Source organism: Pseudomonas sp. TH21 (assembly GCF_016651025.1).
GTDB lineage: Bacteria > Pseudomonadota > Gammaproteobacteria > Pseudomonadales > Pseudomonadaceae > Aquipseudomonas > Aquipseudomonas aylmerensis.
In genome coordinates, this window is the sequence record NZ_JAEKEQ010000001.1 from 5,435,711 (window position 1) to 5,458,491 (window position 22,781).

At 62.5% G+C, this 22,781-nt stretch carries 10 protein-coding genes and 1 pseudogene; 4 read left to right on the forward strand and 7 right to left on the reverse strand.

The genetic code is table 11. The features are described from left to right. The first annotated feature begins 2 nt into the window (after positions 1-2). Both ptsP (JFU04_RS24075) and nagE read left to right on the forward strand, forming a co-directional pair. Positions 3-2,520, forward strand: a pseudogene (gene ptsP / locus JFU04_RS24075) (phosphoenolpyruvate--protein phosphotransferase). 26 nt (positions 2,521-2,546) lie between these two features. Continuing rightward, positions 2,547-4,253 (forward strand): N-acetylglucosamine-specific PTS transporter subunit IIBC, encoded by a 1,707-nt coding sequence (gene nagE / locus JFU04_RS24080; RefSeq protein ID WP_201145826.1) that lies wholly within the window; start codon positions 2,547-2,549, stop codon positions 4,251-4,253. Between the two features lie 244 nt (positions 4,254-4,497). On the opposite strand, the gene JFU04_RS24085 is transcribed toward nagE, so the two are convergent. Further along, the gene (locus JFU04_RS24085) at positions 4,498-4,950 is read right to left on the reverse strand and encodes a hypothetical protein (protein WP_065908670.1); all 453 of its coding nucleotides are present in this window, start codon (positions 4,948-4,950) and stop codon (positions 4,498-4,500) included. Further along, a complete protein-coding gene (locus JFU04_RS24090; protein ID WP_065908668.1) occupies positions 4,934-5,572 on the reverse strand; it encodes a DUF6036 family nucleotidyltransferase in 639 nt (212 codons plus the stop codon). The genes JFU04_RS24085 and JFU04_RS24090 overlap by 17 nt, the downstream gene beginning before the upstream one ends. A 290-nt stretch (positions 5,573-5,862) precedes the next feature. On the opposite strand from JFU04_RS24090, the gene JFU04_RS24095 reads away from it, so the two are divergent. Then, positions 5,863-11,595, forward strand: coding sequence for a dermonecrotic toxin domain-containing protein (locus tag JFU04_RS24095; protein WP_201145827.1), 5,733 nt, complete (start codon positions 5,863-5,865; stop codon positions 11,593-11,595). 84 nt (positions 11,596-11,679) lie between these two features. Here the strand turns inward: JFU04_RS24095 and JFU04_RS24100 are convergent, their stop codons facing one another. Next, the gene (locus JFU04_RS24100; protein ID WP_003193986.1) at positions 11,680-11,991 is read right to left on the reverse strand and encodes an NIF3 1; all 312 of its coding nucleotides are present in this window, start codon (positions 11,989-11,991) and stop codon (positions 11,680-11,682) included. 4 nt (positions 11,992-11,995) lie between these two features. Further along, positions 11,996-15,892 carry a phosphoribosylformylglycinamidine synthase gene (purL, locus tag JFU04_RS24105; RefSeq protein WP_106802697.1) on the reverse strand — a complete coding sequence of 1,299 codons (3,897 nt, stop codon included), beginning with the start codon at positions 15,890-15,892 and terminating at the stop codon, positions 11,996-11,998. 288 nt (positions 15,893-16,180) lie between these two features. Between purL and mltF the strand changes: the two genes are divergently transcribed. Next, positions 16,181-17,641 carry a membrane-bound lytic murein transglycosylase MltF gene (gene mltF / locus JFU04_RS24110; RefSeq protein WP_065908659.1) on the forward strand — a complete coding sequence of 487 codons (1,461 nt, stop codon included), beginning with the start codon at positions 16,181-16,183 and terminating at the stop codon, positions 17,639-17,641. Positions 17,642-18,518: 877 nt separating this feature from the next. Here the strand turns inward: mltF and JFU04_RS24115 are convergent. From JFU04_RS24115 to JFU04_RS24125, 3 genes are all read right to left on the reverse strand, one after another. Then, complete coding sequence (locus JFU04_RS24115; protein ID WP_065908658.1) at positions 18,519-18,797, reverse strand: PTS transporter subunit EIIB; 279 nt, start codon at positions 18,795-18,797, stop codon at positions 18,519-18,521. Positions 18,798-18,799: 2 nt separating this feature from the next. After that, a complete protein-coding gene (gene ptsP, locus JFU04_RS24120) occupies positions 18,800-21,331 on the reverse strand; it encodes a phosphoenolpyruvate--protein phosphotransferase (protein ID WP_201145828.1) in 2,532 nt (843 codons plus the stop codon). Positions 21,332-21,496: 165 nt separating this feature from the next. Next, positions 21,497-22,717 (reverse strand): maltoporin, encoded by a 1,221-nt coding sequence (locus JFU04_RS24125; RefSeq protein ID WP_065908656.1) that lies wholly within the window; start codon positions 22,715-22,717, stop codon positions 21,497-21,499. Between the last annotated feature and the right edge of the window lie 64 nt (positions 22,718-22,781).

Consider the following 22,781-nt stretch of genomic DNA (forward strand, 5'->3'; position numbering starts at 1 on the left):
CCATGTCCTACAACAATAATGAATTGACCCTTAGCGCCCCACTCAGTGGTCCGCTGCTGACCCTGGGCAACGTTCCCGACGAAGTGTTCGCCAGCGGCGCCATGGGCGACGGTATCGCCATCGATCCGCTCAATGATTGCCTGCACGCGCCCTGCGATGGCGAGATCATTCATGTCGCCCGCACCGGGCACGCGCTGACGATCCGCGCGCAAAACGGTGCCGAGTTGCTGATGCACGTGGGCATCGACACCGTGGAACTCAACGGCGAAGGTTTTGCCTTGCTGGTCAAGCAAGGGGCACGGGTCAGCAGTGGCCAGGCTTTGGTGCAGTTCGACCTGGACCGCATTGCGCGCCAGTGCAAGAGCCTGGTCAGCTTGATTATCCTGACCAATGGCGAGCGCTTCGAACTGCGTCCGGTAGCCGCGCAAAGCGTCAAAGTCGGTGAACCTTTGCTGCACGTGCTACCGCGCTCAACCGCGCCGGGCCAAACCGCTGTGGATAACTCATTGACTGAAGCCAGCGCGAGCGTGCGCATCACCCATCGCGGCGGCCTGCACGCACGGCCGGCGGCGCTGATCCGCAAAACCGCCGAGGGCTTCAGCAGCCAGGCGCAGTTGCATTTCGGCGCCAAGTCGGCCGCCTGCAACAGTTTGATCGGCGTGCTGGGCCTGGGGGTCGGCGAAGGCGACGAGGTGCGCGTGACGTGCCGCGGCAAAGACGCCGAGGCCGCGTTGCAGGCGCTGGTCGCGGCGCTGTCAGTCGCGGTCAAGGAGGCCCCCAGCGCCCACAGCGCCGCTCGTCGCGGCGCCACGGCGGGCGAATACCGAAGCCGGTGTATTGCAAGGCGTGTGCGCGGCACCCGGGCTGGTCTGTGGCCCACTGTTCCGCCTGGCGGGTATCGAGCTGCCGGCAGACCTCGGCCAGCATCGCGCCGACGAACAACTGCAACGCCTGGACGCGGCACTGGAGCAGGTGCGCGGCGAAATCCGCAAGACCCTGGACCACGCCCGGCAACGCCAGGCCGTCGAGGAAGAAGAGATCTTCGCCGCCCACCTCGCCCTGCTGGAAGACCCGACCCTGCTGGAAGCCGCCACCGCAGCCATCGAACAGGGCAGCGCCGCCACCCATGCCTGGCGTGATGCAATCCAGGCGCAATGCGCAGTGTTGCTGGCCTTGGGCAAACCGCTGTTCGCCGAGCGCGCCAATGACCTGCGCGACCTGCAGCAGCGGGTCCTGCGCGCGCTGCTCGGCGAAGCCTGGCATGTCGAATTGCCCGCCGGGGCGATTGTCAGCGCGCACGAACTGACACCGTCGGACTTGCTGCAACTGAGCGCGCAAAACGCGGCCGGTATCTGCATGGCCGAAGGTGGCGCCACCTCCCACGTGGCGATCCTTGCGCGGGGCAAAGGCCTGCCGTGTGTGGTCGCGTTGGGCGCAGAAGTGCTCAATGTGCCGCAAGGCCAGCGCGTGGTGCTCGACGCCGGCAACGGTCGCCTGGAACTGGCGCCCAGTGAAGCGCGTCACGCCGAAGTGCACCAGATTCGCGACGTGCAGCAACGCCGTCGCCAGCAGCAACAAGCCCAGGCCGGGCAACCGGCGCACACCCTCGACGGCGTGAGCATCGAGGTAGCGGCCAATGTCGCCTCCAGCGCCGAGGCCCAACTGGCCTTTGCGAACGGCGCCGACGGCGTCGGCCTGCTGCGCACCGAATTCCTCTTCGTCGACCGCCGCACTGCGCCGGATGAACAGGAACAGCGCCAGGCCTATCAAGCCGTGCTGGATGCGATGGGCGACAAGTCGGTGATCATCCGCACCATCGACGTCGGCGGTGACAAGCAGCTCGACTACCTGCCGCTGCCTGTCGAGGCCAACCCGGTGCTGGGCCTGCGCGGGATTCGCATGGCCCAGCTGCGCCCGGAATTGCTCGACCAGCAGCTGCGCGCGTTGCTGCAAGTCAGCCCGCTGGAGCGCTGCCGCATCCTGCTGCCGATGGTCAGCGAGGTCGACGAACTGCTGCAGATCCGCCAGCGCCTGGATGAGCTGTGCGCTGAGCTGGAACTGACCCAACGCCCGGAGCTGGGGGTCATGATCGAAGTGCCCGCCGCCGCGCTGATGGCCGAGCAGTTGGCCAAGCATGCGGACTTTCTGTCCATCGGCACCAATGACCTGTCCCAGTACACCCTGGCCATGGACCGCGACCACGCCGGCCTCGCCGCGCGGGTCGATGCCTTGCACCCGGCCTTGCTGCGGTTGATCCACCAGACGTGCGTTGGCGCCGCCAAGCATGGGCGTTGGGTTGGGGTATGTGGCGCCCTGGCATCCGACCCGCTGGCGACGCCGGTCCTGGTCGGCCTGGGGGTCAGCGAGCTGTCGGTGAGTGCGCCGCAAATCGGAGAAATCAAGGACCGTGTCCGTCACCTGGACGCGGCGCAATGCCGGCAACTGAGCCAAGGGCTGCTCGACCTGAGCAGTGCCAGGGCGGTTCGCCAAGCCTGTCAACACCATTGGCCGCTGAGCTGACAACAACAAGAAAAAGGAGACCCGCCATGTACCAATTATTCATCGAAGGGCTGCAACGCCTGGGCCGCGCGCTGATGCTGCCCATCGCGATCTTGCCGATTGCCGGCCTGCTGCTGCGCCTGGGTGACACCGACCTGTTGAACATCGCCGTCATGCACGATGCCGGGCAGGCAATCTTCGCCAACCTCGCGCTGATCTTCGCCATCGGCATCGCCGTGGGCTTTGCCCGCGACAACAACGGCACCGCCGGGCTGGCCGGAGCCATTGGCTACCTGGTGATGGTCTCCACGCTCAAGGTGATGGACTCGACCATCAACATGGGCATGCTCGCCGGTATCGCCAGCGGGCTGATGGCCGGTGCGCTGTATAACCGCTTCAAGGACATCAAGCTGCCGGAGTACCTGGCGTTCTTCGGCGGGCGACGGTTCGTGCCGATTGTCACCGGGTTTTCGGCGGTGGCCCTGGGAGTGATCTTTGGCCTGATCTGGCCGCCGATCCAGCACGGCATCAACAGCTTCGGCGTGCTGCTGATGGAAAGCGGCAGTTTCGGCGCGTTTGTGTTTGGCGTGTTCAACCGCCTGCTGATCGTCACCGGCCTGCACCATATCCTCAACAACATGGCGTGGTTTGTGTTCGGCAGCTTTACCGACCCGGTAACCGGCGCGGTGGTCACCGGCGACCTGACCCGCTACTTTGCCGGCGACCCCAAAGGCGGCCAGTTCATGACCGGCATGTTCCCGGTGATGCTGTTCGGCCTGCCCGCCGCGTGCCTGGCGATGTACCGCAACGCCCTGCCGGAGCGGCGCAAAGTGATGGGCGGGATTTTCCTGTCGATGGCGCTGACCTCGTTCCTCACCGGCGTGACCGAGCCGATTGAATTCGCCTTCATGTTCCTGGCGCCGTTCCTGTACCTGATCCACGCGCTGCTCACCGGCCTGTCGATGGCGCTGACCAATATGTTGAATATCCACCTGGGCTTCACATTTTCCGGAGGGTTTATCGACATGGTGCTGGGCTGGGGCAAATCCACCAATGGCTGGCTGGTGGTCCCGGTTGGCCTGGCATATGCCGCGATCTACTACAGCGTCTTCAGTTACTGCATCCGCCGCTTCAACCTGAAAACGCCGGGCCGCGAGGATATCCAGGTGGCGCAGGCTGAAGCGATGACTGATAACCAGCGCGCCACGGCTTATATCCAGGCCTTGGGCGGCGCGGCGAACTTGCTCAGTGTCGGGGCCTGCACCACGCGCCTGCGATTGGACATGGTCGACCGCAACAAAGCCGTGGATGCCGAGTTGAAAGCCCTGGGGGCGATGGCCGTCGTGCGGCCTGGCAATGGGGGCAGCCTGCAAGTGGTGGTCGGGCCACTGGCTGACAGCATTGCCGATGAAATTCGGCTGGCCATGCCATCGTTTGTGGCCAGCGCACCGGTGGCAGGGGCACCTGTGGATAAGTCTGTCGCCGTGAATGTGCAGGAAGCCGAGCAATGGCTGAGCGCACTCGGCGGTCGCGCGAATGTGCGCCAGCTGGAAGCGGTGGCGATGACCCGGCTGCGGGTGGAACTGGGCGATGATTCGGGGTTGTCCGAAGCTCAACTGACGGCGCTCGGGTGCCAGGGGGTGAGCCAGCTGGACAGCGGTGTGTGGCACCTGCTGATTGGCGACAAGGCGTCGGGCTTGAGCGAGGCGCTTGAACGGTTGGTCAATGCCCGCGAGGTCGGCGCCAAGGTATAGCGCAGCGGTGGCAGTGCGGGCCATTCGCGGGCAAGCCGGTCCCACAGTTGATCGGTGCCCGACCAGGCAATGCGGTCGGAGCGGGCTTGCAGTCGCGGTCGCTGAATGTGCAGCGACTGCAGAAGATTCGTGAGGCGGGCTCCGACGGACAACCCGAAAGGTTCGTGGAAAATCTCCGAAAACTGGAGATATCACAGACGGCAAAAACCCGACTTAAGTCGGGTTCTTTGATAGCGATTCATGCCTAAGCAGATACCGAACGTTGCTCGGCTTCGTAATGGCGGGTCTGAAAAGGCATTAACGCTTGAGCCTTCAATCCCAGCCCTTCACTCAAACCCCACGACACCGCCAACTCATCGCGGCGACTGCCAAGCGCAACAGTACCCTGCCGTTTTACCTCTTGTTTGGACGCAGCAGCCTGAAAAAGCTCAAGCACCTTCAGCACTTCGACTACCCGACTGTCTGTCGCACACGAAAAGCGCGTGAAACGCTCCAGCAAATAACCTGCGCGACGAAGCTCCACCTCACTGGAGTGTACTTCCAGAAACGCCTTTACCTCTCCCACAAGACTAGTGTCTGAATACCAAACCGCTTTTGCCGCGCAGACAAGGGCACTGTCATCAGCCTGATTCAGCGGACTTTTGACCAGCATATCCAAGGCATCGGAGAGGACAGGACCGTTAATAGGCTTCATCAACTTCAGTTTCCAGGTAATCGTGCAAGATATTGGTCAGTACAGAGGCAGGTGGTTCCTTGTTGCCAACATACATATCAATTGCCTGCAATGCCAGCCGACGGAACTCAGTGGTCACAATGAACCCAGCCCTGAGCAGGGCCATGATGTCGCCTACATCCTGATCAGTAGCTCGACCCAGCTTGGAGATCGCAATGTCGATAGGTGCAGCAATATGCAGATGCAGTGCAGACTCAGCAGTAAACTCTGCCAGGGGAATACTTCGCTCCCAATAATCCTCGTGAAGAGGACCAAAGCCAGTGTTGTATTGAAGGTCGTAATTGAGCTCCATGACACGGCCAGACTGCTCGTCGAAAAATTGCTCTGGAAACTCTGCCAGTAACGTCTGCAGGCGCAACTTGTGGTGAATATTCGTGCAATAAATCTCCGCATCAACGTCCGTGGATACACGGTGGTGGGTATATAGGTGGACAGCACAGCCACCGAACACGATGACCTTGACTGCTCCTGGCTTTGCTCCCTCAAGGATCAATTCCACTTCAATGGATTTGAACATTGAAATCAGTGCTTGTCCGAGTGAGCTACTCGTATTGAGGCGCGGAGCGACAACATAAGGAGTTTCCATTTCTTGAATCTCAAGCCAGTGCAACACTGCTGAACGGGCCTTGAACTCAAATCCCGATCACTGAATGGTCAGTGACCAACAAAGGCTATTCAGCAGAGTTCCGAGGGACAACCCGAAAGGTTTGTGGGAAATCTCCGAGACTCGCTGTGTTCAACCCGCCGCGCTATCCATGAACGCCGGGCAAGTCACCAGGATGTGTCGGCACCTGCCTGCGCTAGTTATCTACCGCCTGGTCAACTTCCCGCCTGCGCATGCTGAGGGTTCTTACCCCCAGCATGGAGAGCGTGCCTGTGAGCACCACACCCCAGACCTTTGAAGGCATCAAGGGCCACCTCAACCAGATCGGGCATCACTTGCTCCAGGTCGAGTCGCCGTTAGTCCCCGAACACACGCCGTCCGTAGCCCTGGCTTATCTGGAGCGCATCAATCGGATCCTGACGAATTACCGCCAGCAATTCCTGGCCAAGAGCCGGCCCCTCTATCAAGGACTGACGTCAAGCAATCTGCCCACCCAAGTGACGGCGCTCAAGACCACACTGAACGCTCACCTGCTGCACCTCGATCGCTATGAGCAAATCGATGGCAAGCCCCTTAAATCCTTCATGACGTTTGACGCCGGGTACACGGCGCTGGCCAACGAAACCGCGCTGAGTGCCGAGGACCGCCTGCTGCATCCGCAGCAACGGGCCATGCTTGAGCGTGTGCCGCTGGGTATCACGTTGCGCCCAGGCTTGTATGCGTTGAGCTTCAGCTACCAGCAACGCACCGTCGAACTGGCGGGCGCCTTTGTGCTGACGGAAAAATCCAGCCCGCAGGTCGCCGACCTGACATCTGCGCCGCCGGTTGGGGAAGTGATGCTGTACACCCCTGCGCGCGGCATCGAGTGCTTCGGCTCACTGGCGCAGTTGAACAGCCAATGGCTGCAGGCGATGGACGATGCCGAGCAACGGCGCGCCTTCATGCACCTGCTGCCCGCGCGCTATGGCGATATCACGCCGGGGGCGATCTGGCCGCTGGCGCTGACGCCGATCAGTGACAAACCGCTGTTTGAACATACCTATGACGCGCTGATCGACAAGCGCACCCAGGACATCGAGCGCGCCTTGAGCCTGGAGGACAACCCGACGCACGACGCCGCCCAACTGACCGATGCACTGGACCGTGCCATCACCGCAGCGTTACCGGACTTCAACGCACGCCTGGGCTGGCGCGCCCGACAGCTACTGGAGCGCTACCTGCGCCAGAGCGCGCCGGATTGGTATCGCAGCGCCAGCGACACCCGCCGCGCCACGCTCGCCACCCACCTGGCAAGTTACAACGAGGCCCGCGAACAACTGCTCGACCTGCTGGGCCCGGTCACCACACCTGAAGACCTGGCGCACTACCAATGGCTCGAACGCTTGAGCGATGAACTGGACATCCACGACCTGGCGCCACAGGACCTGATGATCAGCACCCGGCGCTACGTCGATCCCATCGGCGAATATGAACACGAGCGCAGCCTGATCGACCTGGCCCTGCGCGGGCTGCAAACCGGCGACGCGCTGGCGGGCTCGGACTTCCTCACCAAAACCACCCTGACCTACCAGGATGCCCTCCTGCCCAAGGCCTACCGGGACCTGACACCTGCCTGGCTGGTGGAGACGCTGGGCACGTTGCAACCGCGTATCGAGTTCGCCGACCTGCAACAACAGATGCATGCCAAACCGGCCGTCAGCCAGGCGATCGAACGGATGCTCGACCAACGCATCAACGCACTGGCGTACACCGCCGTGTTGCAGGGGCATCTCAGTGACGAGGACTACGGGTTGATCACCGACCTGCGCCAGGGCAACGCCCCCCACCTCAGCGCCGCCACGCTGTCGCTGCATGAAGCGCAGTTGCAGGACCTGTGGGTGTTGCGCAAAACCGACGCCAGCGGCGCTGTAATCCGCCTGCTGCTGTGCACGCCGCAAGCGCCTCGGGACCAGCAGTTCCTGGTGTTCAACAGTGAGGGCGAGTGCCGAAGCCATATTCTTGGCTGGAGCCTGGACAACGGCACGCGGCATCCGCCAGGCACGCTCACCGACTACCTGATCAAGCGGGTTGCGCTGCGTTTTCGCGCAGCAATGACACACGTATTGACCAGCATGAGCATCGAGCCAAGTGCGCATGAATCCATAGAAATCAGCTTCGGCCACATCGGCAGCCACGCCGCGTGCCTCAAGGCCATGGCGGCGCATGTGCTGGCCACACGGGTCGATGACTATGAATTCAGCACCCCGAACTGGTTCCGCTCCACCAGCATCGACACCCGCCAGAAGCTATTGAAGCTGGTGGAAGACGGCGAGGGCGCGCTGCTCACCTATAACGAGTTTCCGCTGTCTGACGCGAAGTTCCCAAGCTTCAATGACTATCTGCATGAACAGGCCAGACAGCGCCTGAACCTGCTGTTGGGACGTAACGGCAACGATGTGGACCCCGACACCGTGTGGGCCTTCTCGCCCCCGGCATTGATTGGCTCATCGACCCCTGCGCCCATGACCTACACACAGCTGTACCGCGACGGTTACGCCGATGGCGTGGGTTTTCTCGACGAGAAATTCTCCCGCTCAGCGCGGTTCAGAGGCCCGAAGGGTGTTGACCTGAGCCCGATCACGGGGCCTACGGGCGCGCTCACGGTGGCGCGCTCGGTGACGGGCACCTGGGTCGGCCAACGCTACATCAACAAGGTCAAGGCTCAACTGCTGAACGTCGGCAGTGCCGACTATGACCTGCGACGCAATGCGACCCTGGCCATCACTCAGCGCCAGATGCAGAACGCCGGCCTTGAATGCCGCCTGCAGGGGGAGATCGCCGGAAGTGATTGGGCATGGCTGGAGCGCAGTATCGCCAGCATGGGCGAGACCGCCCCCGCCACGCGCACCACGTATGCGATCCATCGCCTGCTACTGGATGGCGAATGGGTAATGGGAAATTTCCTCTTCAGCCATCCCGGTTTCCCGACAGTGCTCTACACCCCCAATGCACCGGATGGCATCAGCTTTCGCGAGGCTCGGCAGTTCAACTACCTGCTGAAAAAAATGCCCGCCATGCTCGGTTACTTCACCCAGCGGGTGGGTACCCGATCCCAGGTCAGGGTGCGTGCCTTCCTGGATGCCGCCAAGGCACAACTGCCCGAGGGCCTGAACCGCACCGACATCAGCCTGCCACGCTATGACTCGACCCGCGAGCAAACACCGCTGCAGGATCTGCGCCGGGCCCTGTATGACATGCCGCTGCAGCGCAAGATCGACGACATTGAAGGCACCACGAACAACCGCACCCGAATGGTCACCGGCATCCTGTGGACCTGCGTGGAGTGGGTCACCGCCATCGCCACTGCGCCATTCCCGACTCTCAGCCTGAGCCTGGGCATGCTGTTGGCATTCAAGGACGGCATGCTGGCCCTGCACGCTTATCAGCAGGGTGACAACGAAGCGGCCGTGGAGCACTTGATCGGTTACGTGCTCAACAGCGCCGGCGCAGCGTTCACCGACCTGCGCCCGGCGCTGGTTTCGCTCAAGCAGCTTGCACGTCCTGGCGTACGCCAAGTCGCCAAAAGCAGCGCGCTGTCGAGCGAGCGGTTGAACCTGGTCGAGCCGCTGCAACCCAAGCCGCCGGCGCCGCAGAACATGCAACCCGTGCTGTTTGACGGTGAAGCCCTGTGGGCGAAAAACACCCCGGACCCGATCGGTCGCTATTTGCTCTACCGGCTCGACCCGGCCACCGGCAAGCTGGTTTCCACCACCCGCGTGGCAGCCCCTGACGCGCAAGGCGTGTGGCGCCGTACCGGGGTCGTCGGTGGCGCGCCCAAATATGAAAGGCTACCCGACACACCGCAGCAGCTCACACCCTATGAGATGCCGGCAAAGTACGCGAGCAAACTGGAGCCGGTCCTCAACCCGCAGGTGCGCGAAGGGATGATGCGCTGGTCTGAATGGAATTTCGACTCGCCGAACGTGGTTCTGGGCAGTGCTGCGGTGGAACTCAAACCCCTGCGCACCGCGTACCTGCAACAGGCCGAACGCCTGGCCACGGACGCCGAGGATTTTTTCAAGAACCTCGACCCGCTGCCCGTTCGCGCTGATCCACCGGCGATCGATGCCAGCATGCCGTTCTCGCAACTGCTCGCCAGCGACGCCTTCAGCGCCAACAAGAACCTGGTGATCGGCGCGATACCCGACTCCATCGCCAGCAAACAACTGCTGATCACCCAGATGGACACCTTGATCAGCAAAGGCTTCAAACACCTCTACATCGAGTACCTGCCCACCGATGTCTTCCGCTCGAAACTGCAGAAGCTCAACAGCGGCAAATCCTGGCTACACATTGAAAAGCACCTCAAGGCTGTGGATAAAGCCTTGGGCTTTGCCGAAAACGCCGAGTATTCCTACGTCAGCCTGGTGCGCAAGGCCCAGGAAAAGGGCATGAAGGTCAACGCCCTGGACGCATCCACGTCTTACCTGCTGGACGATGCCCTGCTGATGGGCGACACCCCGCCGACTCTGCCACGCAGCAACAGTGTGAGGAATTTCTACTCCCACAAGGCCATTGAGGCCGATGCGCTCAACGAGCTGGATGAGCGCTGGATAGCCTTGGTGGATCATTCCCGCGTGCGCACGTTCGAGGGCACCCCAGGCCTGGCAGACCTGCAGGACGCCGTCGCACTGCGCGTGGTGGATGTGGCCGCGGATCAGCCTGTCGGCGTGTGGCTCGACGCGCCGGGCGCCATCGCCGGTGACTCGCTGGCCAAGGGCGATTACCGCCTGACCCTGCAGACCCCGTACACAGCGCCCAAGGCTGCAGCGGCGTCCAGCGCGGTGGCGGATGCGGTGACGCATTACAGCGACTACGACATTGCCCCCGCACTACATGGCAGCATCACCCGCCAGGCCGAGGTGCCGCATGGGCTCAATCCCATCTATGTTCCGCAGAATCCGGCCCATCACGAAGCATTCCAGGCCTTCAAGGACGCCAGGCATCGCTTGAGTACAGATGCAAAAAACTACCTGGACACCCACGTACCGCCAACCCGGCCAGATCCCGCCATCCTGGCTTCGCCCAAGCCTGCGGAGGCGTTCCTGGACAACCTGCGCCAGAGCGACTTCGCAGGGCTCGTAATCGGTGAGGGTCAAACTGCACGATCCAGCAAGCGGTGGCTGCGCGAGTCGATGGGGAAACTCAAGACGCTGGGATTCAAGACGCTTTACGTGGAGCACCTGCTGACCGATATGCATCAGGCCCAGCTGGATCTGTTCTTGACCACGCAACGGCTTCCGGACGACCTCAAGCGCTACCTCAAACAACTGGATCGGGGTTACATGCCCAATTACAAAGGCAGCGACACCTATACCGAGGTTGTCCAGGCGGCGGCCAGGCACGGCCTGCGCATCCGCGCCCTGGACTGCATCGCCAGTTACAACATCAAGGGGCTGGCGGAGAAAGACCTGGCCCGCAACCGGATGTTCAGCTACTTCGCCTCCAAGGTCATCGCGGCCGACCAGGCGGCGCACGGGCCTCACAAATGGATCGCCTTCGTTGGCAGCACTCACACCAACATGAACCTGGGCGTTCCGGGCCTGGCGGAACTGCAAGGCGCGGTCAGCCTGCATGTCAGGGATACGGCGCCGGCATTGGCCAAGAACATTCGTCCGGGTGGCTGGGAGACCCTGCACGAGGGCATTAGCCCGAGGGCCTTGCGCGGCGATTTCATACTCGACGCCGGCGTTGCCGGAACCCAGGCTCCAGCCCCCTTTGTGCCTGCGGACAGGTCGCGCTTGAACCGACCCGGCTTGTACCTGATCGAACGCCCGTCGCCGTCACAGAGCAACCTGGTGCATCACTCCCGCAGCGGGGAGATCGTCTCGACACCGATCAAGATCGATAAGGATGGGCTGTTTTATGTCGACCGCTGGGCGCAGATGCAAGGCCAGCGCTTCAGCCACGAAAAGATATTGATCGACGCGTTGCATGTTGAAGTGAGGTTAGTCCCCGCACCGTAAAGTGTCAGCTGCGGCTGGATGACAGCCCACAAAAAACCCGCTGGCCAACCTGGCCCAGCGGGTTTCTTGATGACAGCTTGCGGGTCAGAAATCCGCCAACTGCCACACTTCATAAGCCGGTGTTTCATAGGGGTGGCTGAGTTTCAGCGCGGCCACAACAGCCACAATCAGCTCATCCGCCACCACCAGCTCAACCTTCCATTCCTCAACCACTTCCACCTGGCCGACTTGCCCGATAAACGGCTGGCTGCCGTCCAACGCGCGAAATTGGCCCTGGCCCAGCACTTGCCAGGCGCAGCTGTCGTAGTCGCCGATGCGCCCGCCGCCGGCTGCGAAGACGGCGGTTTTCACCGTCTCTACATGGCTGTCGGGCACAAAGAAGGCAAGCTTGTACACCGCCTTAGTTCACCCACACGCGCGCGTTGCGGAACATGCGCATCCAGGCGCCATCTTCGTTCCACTCTTCCGGGCGCCACGAGTTCTGCACGGCACGGAACACACGCTCAGGGTGCGGCATCATGATGGTCACGCGACCGTCACGGCTGGTGAGACCGGTGATCCCGCGCGGCGAGCCGTTCGGGTTGGCCGGGTAGGTTTCGGTGACCTTGCCGTGGTTGTCGACAAAACGCATGGCCACGCAACCGGACAGGTCGGCTTCGAGCAAGGCTTCTTCGCTTTCGAACTCGGCATGACCTTCACCGTGGGCGATGGCGATTGGCATACGCGAACCGGCCATGCCTTGCAGGAAGATCGAGTTGGATTCCTGCACCTGCACCATCGCAACACGGGCTTCGAACTGCTCGGAACGGTTACGCACGAAGTGCGGCCAGAACTCGCTGCCCGGGATCAGCTCGTGGAGGTTGGACATCATCTGGCAACCGTTGCACACACCCAGGGTGAAGCTGTCGTTGCGTTCGAAGAAGCCCTGGAAGGCGTCGCGGGCACGGCTATTGAACAGGGCCGACTTGGCCCAGCCTTCGCCGGCACCCAGCACGTCGCCGTAGGAGAAACCGCCGCAGGCCACCAGGCCTTTGAACTCGTTGAGATCAACGCGACCGGCGAGGATGTCGCTCATGTGCACGTCGATCGCATTGAAGCCGGCACGGTCGAACGCGGCCGCCATTTCCACCTGGCCGTTGACGCCCTGCTCACGCAGTACGGCAACTTGTGGGCGAATACCTTTCTTGATGTACGGCGCGGCGATGTCCTGGTTGACGTCGAAGCTGAGCTTGGTGCTCAGGCCCGGGTTGTCTTCTTCCAGGATCACGTCGAATTCCTGCTCGGCGCAGTCGGCGTTGTCACGCAGGCGTTGGATCTGGTAGCTGGTCTCGGACCACTGGCGTTGCAGCAAGCGGCGCTGGCCGGCAAACACGGTGTCGCCATTGAACGAGATGTTGATCTCGCCGTTGTTGATCGGCTGGCCGATCACCGCCACGCAGTCGTCCAGGCCAGCGGCGCTGAACTGTGCGAGTACGTCCGGGGTTGCGTCCTGGCGCACCTGGATCACCGCACCCAACTCTTCGTTGAACAGGATGCCGTTGATTTCGGCAGCATCCTCGGCAACGCTGTCGAGCACGATGTTCAGGCCGCAGTGACCGGCAAACGCCATCTCGACAACGCTGGTCAGCAGGCCGCCGTCGGAACGGTCGTGGTAAGCCAGCAGGTGGCCATCGGCGTTGAGGCCCTGGATCACGGCGAAGAAGGCCTTGAGGTCTTCGGCATCGTCGACGTCCGGCGCCTGCTTGCCGAGCTTGCCGTGGGTTTGTGCGAGGATCGAGGCGCCCATGCGGTTCTGGCCGCGACCGAGGTCGATCAGGATCAGGTCGGTGGTGCCCTTGTCCATGCGCAGTTGCGGGGTCAGGGTCTGGCGAATGTCGGTGACCGGGGCGAAACCGGTGACGATCAGCGACAGCGGCGAGGTGACGCTCTTGTCCACGCCTTCATCGTTCCAACGGGTGGCCATGGACATCGAGTCCTTGCCCACCGGGATGGTGATGCCCAGCTCAGGGCACAGCTCCATGCCGACCGCTTTTACGGTGTCGTAAAGACGCGCGTCTTCACCCGGGTGACCAGCAGCGGACATCCAGTTGGCCGACAATTTGATGTCGGACAGCTTGCCGATGCGCGAGGCTGCGATGTTGGTGAGGGTTTCACCAATGGCCATGCGGCCCGACGCCGGGGCGTCCAGCAGGGCCAGCGGCGTACGCTCGCCCATGGCCATGGCTTCGCCGGTGTAGACGTCGAAACTGGTGGCGGTGACGGCAACGTCGGCCACGGGAACCTGCCACGGGCCGACCATTTGGTCACGGGCCACCAGGCCGGTGATGGTGCGGTCGCCGATGGTGATCAGGAAGCTTTTGCTCGCCACGGCCGGGTGGTGCAGCACACGTTCAATGCTGTCGGCCAGGTCGAGGGTGCTTGGGTCGAAATCATCGCCCAGCTCGGCTTCACGTACCGCCGAACGGTGCATGCGCGGGGCCTTGCCCAGCAGCACTTCGAGCGGCATGTCGACCGGGCTGTTGCCGAAGTGGCTGTCGGTGACGGTCAGTTGCGGCTCGGCAGTGGCTTCGCCGACCACGGCAAACGGGCAGCGCTCGCGTTCGCAGATGGCCTGGAAGCGTGCGAAGTCTTCGGCGCCGACGGCCAGCACGTAGCGTTCCTGGGATTCGTTGCTCCAGATTTCGTGCGGGGCCATGCCCGGCTCGTCGTTTGGAATGTTGCGCAGTTCGAAACGGCCGCCGCGGTCGCCATCGTTGACCAGTTCCGGGAAGGCGTTGGACAAACCGCCGGCGCCGACGTCATGGATGAAGCTGATCGGGTTCTTGTCACCCAACTGCCAGCAACGGTCGATGACTTCCTGGCAGCGACGCTCCATCTCAGGGTTTTCACGCTGCACGGAAGCAAAATCCAGGTCTGCCGAGCTGGTGCCGGTGGCCATGGAGGAAGCGGCGCCGCCGCCCAGGCCGATCAGCATCGCCGGGCCGCCGAGCACGATCAGCTTGGAGCCGACCAGGATCTCGCCTTTCTTGACGTGTTCTTCACGGATGTTGCCCATGCCGCCGGCCAACATGATCGGCTTGTGGTAGCCGCGCACTTCATCGCCACGCGGGGTGGTGATGGATTGTTCGAAGGTACGGAAGTAACCGGTCAGCGCCGGACGCCCGAATTCGTTGTTGAACGCGGCGCCGCCCAACGGGCCTTCGATCATGATGTCCAGCGCGGTAACGATGCGCTCAGGCTTGCCGTACGGCACTTCCCACGGCTGTTCGAAGCCCGGGATCTGCAGGTTGGACACGGTGAAGCCGGTCAGGCCAGCCTTGGGCTTGGCGCCACGGCCGGTTGCACCTTCGTCACGGATCTCGCCGCCGGAACCGGTGGCTGCGCCCGGGAACGGGGCAATCGCGGTCGGGTGGTTGTGGGTTTCAACCTTCATCAGGATGTGCACCGGCTCTTGCACCGCGCCGTACTGGCGGGTCTCAGGGTCCGGGAAGAAACGGCCGGCAACGGAGCCGACGATCACCGAGGCGTTGTCCTTGTAAGCCGACAGAACGCCTTCGCTGTGCATCACGTAGGTGTTCTTGATCATGCCGAACAGGCTTTTTTCCTGGCTCTCGCCGTCGATATCCCAACTGGCGTTGAAGATCTTGTGACGGCAATGCTCGGAGTTGGCCTGGGCGAACATCATCAGTTCGATGTCGTGCGGGTTGCGCTTCAAGCCGTTGAAGGCGTTGACCAGGTAGTCGATCTCGTCTTCGGCCAGGGCCAGGCCGAGTTCGGTGTTGGCCTTCTCGAGGGCGGCGCGGCCACCGCCAAGCACGTCAATCGCGGTCAGCGGCTTGGGCTCGGCGTGGCTGAACAGACCGGCGGCCTGTTCCAGCTGGCTGACGATGATCTGGGTCATGCGGTCGTGCAGGCTGCTGGCGATCAGCTCGGCCTCGGCATCGCTGAACTGCCCGGCTACATAGAAGGCAATACCGCGTTCCAGGCGCTGGATTTTCTCCAGGCCGCAGTTGCGGGCGATGTCGCTGGCCTTGCTCGACCAGGGCGAGATGGTGCCGAACCGTGGCAGAACCAGGAACAAGCGGCCGGTCGGCTCTTGAACGGGAACGCTGGGGCCGTACTTCAGAAGGCGTGCGAGCACTTGCTGTTCGTCGGCGGTCAAGACGCCGGTAACGTCGGCGAAGTGAGCAAATTCAGCATACAAGCCTGTAACAGCTGGAACCTTCTGGCTCAGTTGCTCAAGGAGTTTGCTGTGGCGAAAGGCAGAAAGGGCAGGAGCGCCGCGCAGGATCAACATCTTCGGGACAGCCTCGGGAAGGGGGGTGTGCTTTGAGGCCGTGCATTCTAGCGTAAACCATCGCCAACGGCACCCGAAACGGCACCAGTGGCCGCTGCCGGACGTCAGTTGGCACGGTTTGCACGGTATCGGGGCGTTTTCCCGGCTATTCGGAGCAGTTATTTTAACCGTCACAATCGGCTGCCAGGCCACGTTTCTGCGGGCTGCAGCACAGTTTTGCCGGCGCTAGCAGACAAGTCCCATGCTGTCGAGATATGGCGCCGTGGGCCGTTTGCGTATACTGCGCAGATGTTCTCCCCTACTGCTTTGCGCCCGCGATGCGCCAAATGGCTCATCGCAACCGGACTCTTCCTGATGCTCAGCGCCTGTGTTGATAAACCCAGCACGCTCGAGCGAATCAAGGAGGATGGCGTATTGCGGGTGATCACCCGGAACAGCCCGGCGACTTATTTCCAGGACCGCAACGGTGAAACCGGTTTCGAATACGAACTGGTCAAGCGCTTTGCCGATGACCTGGGCGTGAAACTGGAGATCGAGACCGCCGACAACCTCGATGACCTGTTCGGCCAGTTGGGCAAGCCCAACGGTCCGGTGCTCGCCGCCGCCGGCCTGGTCAGCAGCGAGCAGCGCCAGCAGCAGGTGCGTTTCTCCCACCCTTACCTGGAAGTCACCCCGCAGATCATCTACCGCAACGGCCAGTCACGCCCGACCAACGCGGCGGACCTGGTGGGCAAGAAAATCATGGTGCTCAAGGGCAGCACCCACGCCGAACAACTGGCGGAGCTGAAAAAGCAGAATCCTGCGATTGAATACGAAGAATCCGACGCCGTTGAAGTAGTCGACCTGCTGCGCATGGTCGACGAGGGGCAAATCGACCTGACCCTGGTGGACTCCAACGAAGTCGCGATGAACCAGGTGTACTTCCCCAACGTGCGCGTGGCATTCGACCTCGGCAATGCCAGCAACCAGAGCTGGGCCGTGGCCGCCGGCGACGACAACAGCCTGCTCAACGAGATCAACAGCTACCTGGACAAGGTCGAGAAGAACGGCACCCTGCAGCGCCTGAAAGACCGCTATTACGGGCACGTCGATGTACTCGGCTATGTAGGCGCCTACACCTTCGCCCAGCATTTGCAGCAGCGCCTGCCCAAGTACGAAAAGCATTTTCGTACCTACGCCAAGGAAGAAAAGGTCGACTGGCGCCTGTTGGCCGCCATCGGCTATCAGGAATCCCTGTGGCAACCGGCGGTCACCTCCAAGACCGGCGTGCGTGGCCTGATGATGCTGACCCAGAACACCGCCCAGGCGATGGGCGTGTCCAACCGCCTGGACGCCAAGCAAAGCATCATGGGCGGCGCCAAGTACCTGGCCAAGATCAAGGATGAGCTGGACGACAGCATCGCCGAGCCGGATCGCACCTGGTTCGCCCTCGCCGCCTATAACGTCGGCACCGGGCACCTGGACGACGCGCGCCTGCTGGCGAAGAAAGAAGGCCTGAACCCGAACAAATGGCTGGACGTGAAGAAGATGCTGCCGCGCCTGGCGCAGAAGCAGTGGTACAGCAAGACGCGCTACGGCTATGCCCGGGGCGGCGAGCCGGTGCACTTCGTGGCGAACATCCGGCGCTACTACGACATCCTCACCTGGGTGACCCAGCCGCAGCTGGAAGGCAACCAGGTGGTCGAAGGCAACCTGCATGTACCGGGCGTCGACAAGACCAAGCCGCCGGAAGACACCCCGCAGCTGTAAGCCACTCCCCCAGACACCAGAAAACCAATGTGGGAGCGGGCTTGCTCGCGAAAGCGGTGTGTCAGTCGCTGAAGGTAGTGGCTGACCCACCGCTATCGCAGGCAAGCCAGCTCCCACATTTTGCAGGTATTCCAAGGTTGGAACCGGGTTGATCAGACCGCTCAAATCCCGGTGCGGCGCCCCGAATCACAAGCCCGAACAACGATCAAAACTGTGGGAGCTGGCTTGCCCGCGAAAGCGGTGTGCCAGTCACTGAAGGTAGTGGCTGACCCGCCGCTATCGCAGGCAAGCCAGCTCCCACATTTTGCAATGTATTCCAAGGTTGGAACCGGGTTGATCAGACCGCTCAAATGCCGGTGCGGCGCCCCGAATCACAAGCCCGAACAACGATCAAAACTGTGGGAGCGGGCTTGCCCGCGAAAGCGGTGTGCCAGTCACTGAAGGTAGTGGCTGACCCACCGCTATCGCAGGCAAGCCAGCTCCCACATTTTGCAATGTATTCCAAGGTTGGAACCGGGTTGATCAGACCGCTCAAATGCCGGTGCGGCGCCCCGAACCACAAGCCCGAACAACGATCAAAACTGTGGGAGCGGGCTTGCTCGCGAAAGCGGTGTGCCAGTCACTGAAGGTAGTGGCTGACCCACCGCTATCGCAGGCAAGCCAGCTCCCACATTTTGCAATGTATTCCAAGGTTGGAACCGGGTAGATCAGACCGCTCAAATGCCGGTGCGGCGCCCCGAATCACAAGCCCGAACAACGATCAAAACTGTGGGAGCGGGCTTGCTCGCGAAAGCGGTGTGTCAGTCGCTGAAGGTAGTGGCTGACCCACCGCTATCGCAGGCAAGCCAGCTCCCACATTTTTGATCTGCGCCTGGCTTCAGAGGCCAGTGAGCAGATGCACGACGCCGCCGGTCAATACCATCACTGCCGGCACACCCGCCGCCTTCAACGCCGACTCATCCAACCGTCCCGCGTCCTGCAGCTGCACGCGCACGCGCGTCAGTGCCACGCGCTGTTGCGACTTGAGGTTATCCGCGCCGCCCAGTGCACTCAGCACCTCGGCCGACAACCCACTCGGTGCTGGCGCCACCACGGTTTCGGCGATCAGATCCGGGGTCAGGGCTTTCCAGAACGCCCGCTGCAATTTCTCGAACATGCTCAGTGCTCCACGACAGGTGAGGTTTCAACAGTGGCCGCGCGATACCGGCGCACAGCCTCGCGCACCTGGCTGGCTTCCTCCAGGCCCAGCACGTGGCGGGCGAGGGTCTGGCAGCCGTCCAGGTCCAGCTCACGCACGCCGGCCTTGATGGTCGGGATCAGCGGCACGCTGACCGACAACTCATCCACGCCAAGCCCGATCAACACCGGCACCGCCAGTGCCTCGGACGCCAGCGCGCCACACACCCCGACCCACTTGCCGTGGGCATGCGCCGCCGTGACGGTGGTCGCGATCAGGCGCAGCACCGCCGGGTGAAAGCTGTCGGCCTGGCTGGCCAGGCGTGGGTGATCGCGGTCCATGGCCAGGCTGTACTGGGTCAGGTCATTGGTGCCGATCGAGAAAAAATCCACGTGCGGCGCAAACACGTCCGCCATCAGCGCCGCCGACGGTACTTCGATCATGATGCCCAGCTTCGGCAACTCGCTGAGCCCCAGCGCCAGCGCTTCTTCTTCAAGAATGCGGCGTGCCGCCTGCAGCTCCGACAGCAGGCTGACCATCGGCAACATGATATGCAGGCGTGTCAGCCCGGCACTCGCGAGGATCGCGCGAAACTGCTCGCGCAACAGCTCCGGGCGCTCCAGGCACAGGCGAATCCCGCGCAGGCCGAGGAACGGGTTGGTCTCGCTGTCCATCGGTACATACGCCAGCGGTTTGTCGCCGCCGACATCCAGGGTGCGCACCACCAGGTTGCGTTGCGGGCCCAAGGCGCGGGCGATGGCGCTGTAGGTCGCCGCCTGCTCATCCGGGCTGGGCGCGCGATTGCGATCCAGGTAGAGGAATTCCGAACGCAGCAGGCCGACGCCTTCGCCCCCCAGGGTCAGGGACTGCTCCACTTCCTGCAGCGAGGCGACGTTGGCAGTGACTTCAACATGATGGCCATCGCGGGTGATCGCGGGCAACGAGGCCTGCGCCACTTCACGCTGGCGTCGCAGGACGTGCTGCTTGCGCGTCGTTTCCAGCTGTTCGATCTCGGCCAGGTTGGGGTCCAGGTGCAACTCGCCTTTGTCGGCATCCAGCAGGACCTGCTTGCCATTTGCCAGCGCCAGTACCTGTGCGGGCACTCCACAGATCGCCGGCAAGCCAAGGGCGCGGGCGAGGATTGCCACGTGGCTCGTCGCACCGCCACCGACGGTGACAAACCCCAGCACCTTGTGGGTGTCGAGACTGGCGGTTTGCGACGGCGTCAGTTGCTCGGCGATCAGGATCGCGCGCTCAGGCAAGTCCCAGGCACTGTCCTGGATCCCGAGGATCAGTTTCAGCACACGCTGGCCCACATCCGCCAGGTCTGCCGCACGTTCGGCGAGCAACGCATTGCCCAGGCCCTGGAACAATTTGGCGGTGGCCACCGTGGCGCTGTTCCAGGCGAACGCAGCGCTCTTGCCCTCGTCCAGCAGGCGGTGGGCTTGCTCCAGCAAGGTCGGGTCTTCGAGCAGTTCCTGATGGGCAGCGAAGATCTGCGCCTGGGCACTGCCGGCAGCCTTGGCTTGCAGGGTTTGCAAGGCGTCGGTTGCCGCCTGCAGGCCCCGCGCCAACGCGGCGCGCTCGGCAGCTTGCGTGCTGCCCTGCTCAGTGATGCTCAGTTCGGGCTCAGCCACTTGAACCACCTGGCCGAACGCCGAACCCGGTGACGCACACACGCCGCGCAAGACACTCGCCGACGACACTGGCGCAACCACCTCGGCCTCTTCAGCCGGCGCCGTCACGCGCTCGCCACAGCCTTGGGCCAACAACTCGACCAAGGCCGTGATCGCCGCCTCGGCGTCCGCCCCCGCCGCACTGACCTGCAAGGTATCGCCCTGCACGGTCTGCAGCGCCATGATCGCGACCAGCGACTTGGCGTTGGCACTCTGGGTCTGCTTGTGCAGGTAAATGCTCGCGCTAAAACCTTTCGCCGCCTGGGCAAACACGGCTGCCGGGCGCGCATGCAAGCCGTTGGCATTGGGCAAGGTCAGCGGCTTGGAGAACAGCGCGTCGCCCTCTTCTTCCTCCGCACCTTCAGCCGCCTCGCCTGGGGACACCTGCAACAGCGGCTGCCCCACCGCCACCACGCCGTTGTCCGCCGCCAGCAGCGTAAACGGCTCGCCGCTGACCACCAGCATCAAGGTCAGCAGACTGCGGGCATTGAGTGCCACATAGTCGGCATCGAACTCGATCAGCACTTGCCCGGCCTCCACCCGCTGGCCTTCCACGACCCGCCGCGTGAAGCCCTGGCCCGCCAGGTTCACGGTGTCCAGGCCGATGTGCATGAGCACCTGGACGCCATTGTCGTCGGTGATGCTGACGGCATGACCACTGTCCTGGATATTGCTGATCACGCCCGCCAACGGTGCGCAGAGCGTCTGCGAGGTCGGGTCGATGCACAGGCCGTCGCCGATCAGACGGCTGGAGAACACCGGGTCGGGTACCCGGTCCAGGGCCAGCAGCACCCCGGACAGGGGCGCCAGCAGTTCCAAGGGTTGCGTTGTGGTCATGACTTCACCTGCTATTTTGTTCTGTAAAAATCATAGGGCGAACGACGGTCCAATGTGGGAGCTGGCTTACCTGCGATGCCGGCGACTCGGTTTCTCAGTAAGACCGAGGTGTTGCTATCGCAGGCAAGCCAGTTCCCACATAAAGCTCGCTCACTTGAATCCGAGCTATTTCCACCAATATTCGACTTGCACACCCACATTCGACCCATGCCGCGCCGTGCCATAGGCGCCGGTATCGGACAACGCCGAGCCCGCCGCCAGTTCATTCGCCGCACGCTTGGCCGCTTCGTTCCAGCTCGCATAGGTGTAATACAACCGCACTTCCGGCCGCGCCCAGAAATCCGGGCCGTTGGGCGACCAGGTCGGGGCGAAGGTAAATTTGCTCAGCTTGCGCGTGCCGCCGCTGGCCTCGACCTGATCATGGCCGAGTTCGGTGACCAGCTTGAACTGCTCGCTGATGGCATACGCCGGGCGCACGCCGACCGACATCCAGGTCTGGTCCTGGCTGCCTGGGCGAATGTCCTTCTGGTACACCGCCTCGATCTGCCCGCCAAAACGCGGGGTCACTTGCCAGTCGAAAAACTCGACGGCGCGATAACTTTTGCTGCTGTTATCCAGGAAGGTATTACCGGTGTAGCCCAGGCCGGTGCCGGGGCCTTCGCCGTACTGCAGGGCGAACTTGTTCTTGCCGCCGAGGAAAGGCTTCTGCACGTGTTGCGCGGTGATTGCCCAGCCGCTGTTGGTGTCGCGCCCACCGGCCTTTTCGATGTAGCTCAAGCCCAGCTCCAGCTCGCCGCCGGGGTTGGTCTTGAAACCCGCGACGTTGAAGTCGTGACGGGTGGCGTATTCCTTCTGGTACAGGTTGTCCTTGCGCGAAATGGCGTAGCTGTATTTCAGGTCGCCGATCAGCACGTCCTCGATGCCACCGCCCGTGGCGCTCTGGTTCCAGTAGTAGAAATCGGAGATATGGATGTCATTACGCTTGTAGTAACGCCGACCGGCCCACACCGAACCGCCGTTGAGCGCGGGCAGGTTCGACCATTGCGCATACATCTGCGGCATGCGCGCCGAGCCGTTGTCCTCGCCCTGGAATTTAAGCGCGCGGTCGTACTTGTTGTACAGCGAGGCCATGGCGTCGACGCTGAGTACAGAGCCGTCGTCGAGGGTCAGCAGGTCCTGGCGCAATTCCAGCTCTGCATATTGCTCACATTCGTTGCCCAGGCGGTATTTGGTTTGCGCCCCCGGCAACTGGAAACATTGCTGTTTGCCACTGCCCGTGGAAGTCCCCGCGCCGCTACGCAAGTAACCGGCAAATTCCAGCGCCTGAGCGCCCAGTGGAAGGGTCAGGCAGGATGCGACAAGGCCCAGTTTTATTGTTGTTTTCATGCAGCGCTCCTTTTATTTTTATTGTTTTCTTACTTTTTTTTACCCGACACGATCCCTTGCAGGA

Coding starts and splice junctions, on each gene's coding strand:
- mltF (WP_065908659.1), top strand. CDS start 16,181: ATGTTCTCCCCTACTGCTTTGCGCCCGCGATGCGCCAAATGGCTCATC.
- ptsP (WP_201145828.1), bottom strand. CDS start 21,331: ATGACCACAACGCAACCCTTGGAACTGCTGGCGCCCCTGTCCGGGGTG.
- purL (WP_106802697.1), bottom strand. CDS start 15,892: ATGTTGATCCTGCGCGGCGCTCCTGCCCTTTCTGCCTTTCGCCACAGC.
- JFU04_RS24090 (WP_065908668.1), bottom strand. CDS start 5,572: ATGGAAACTCCTTATGTTGTCGCTCCGCGCCTCAATACGAGTAGCTCA.
- nagE (WP_201145826.1), top strand. CDS start 2,547: ATGTACCAATTATTCATCGAAGGGCTGCAACGCCTGGGCCGCGCGCTG.
- JFU04_RS24125 (WP_065908656.1), bottom strand. CDS start 22,717: ATGAAAACAACAATAAAACTGGGCCTTGTCGCATCCTGCCTGACCCTT.
- JFU04_RS24115 (WP_065908658.1), bottom strand. CDS start 18,797: ATGTTCGAGAAATTGCAGCGGGCGTTCTGGAAAGCCCTGACCCCGGAT.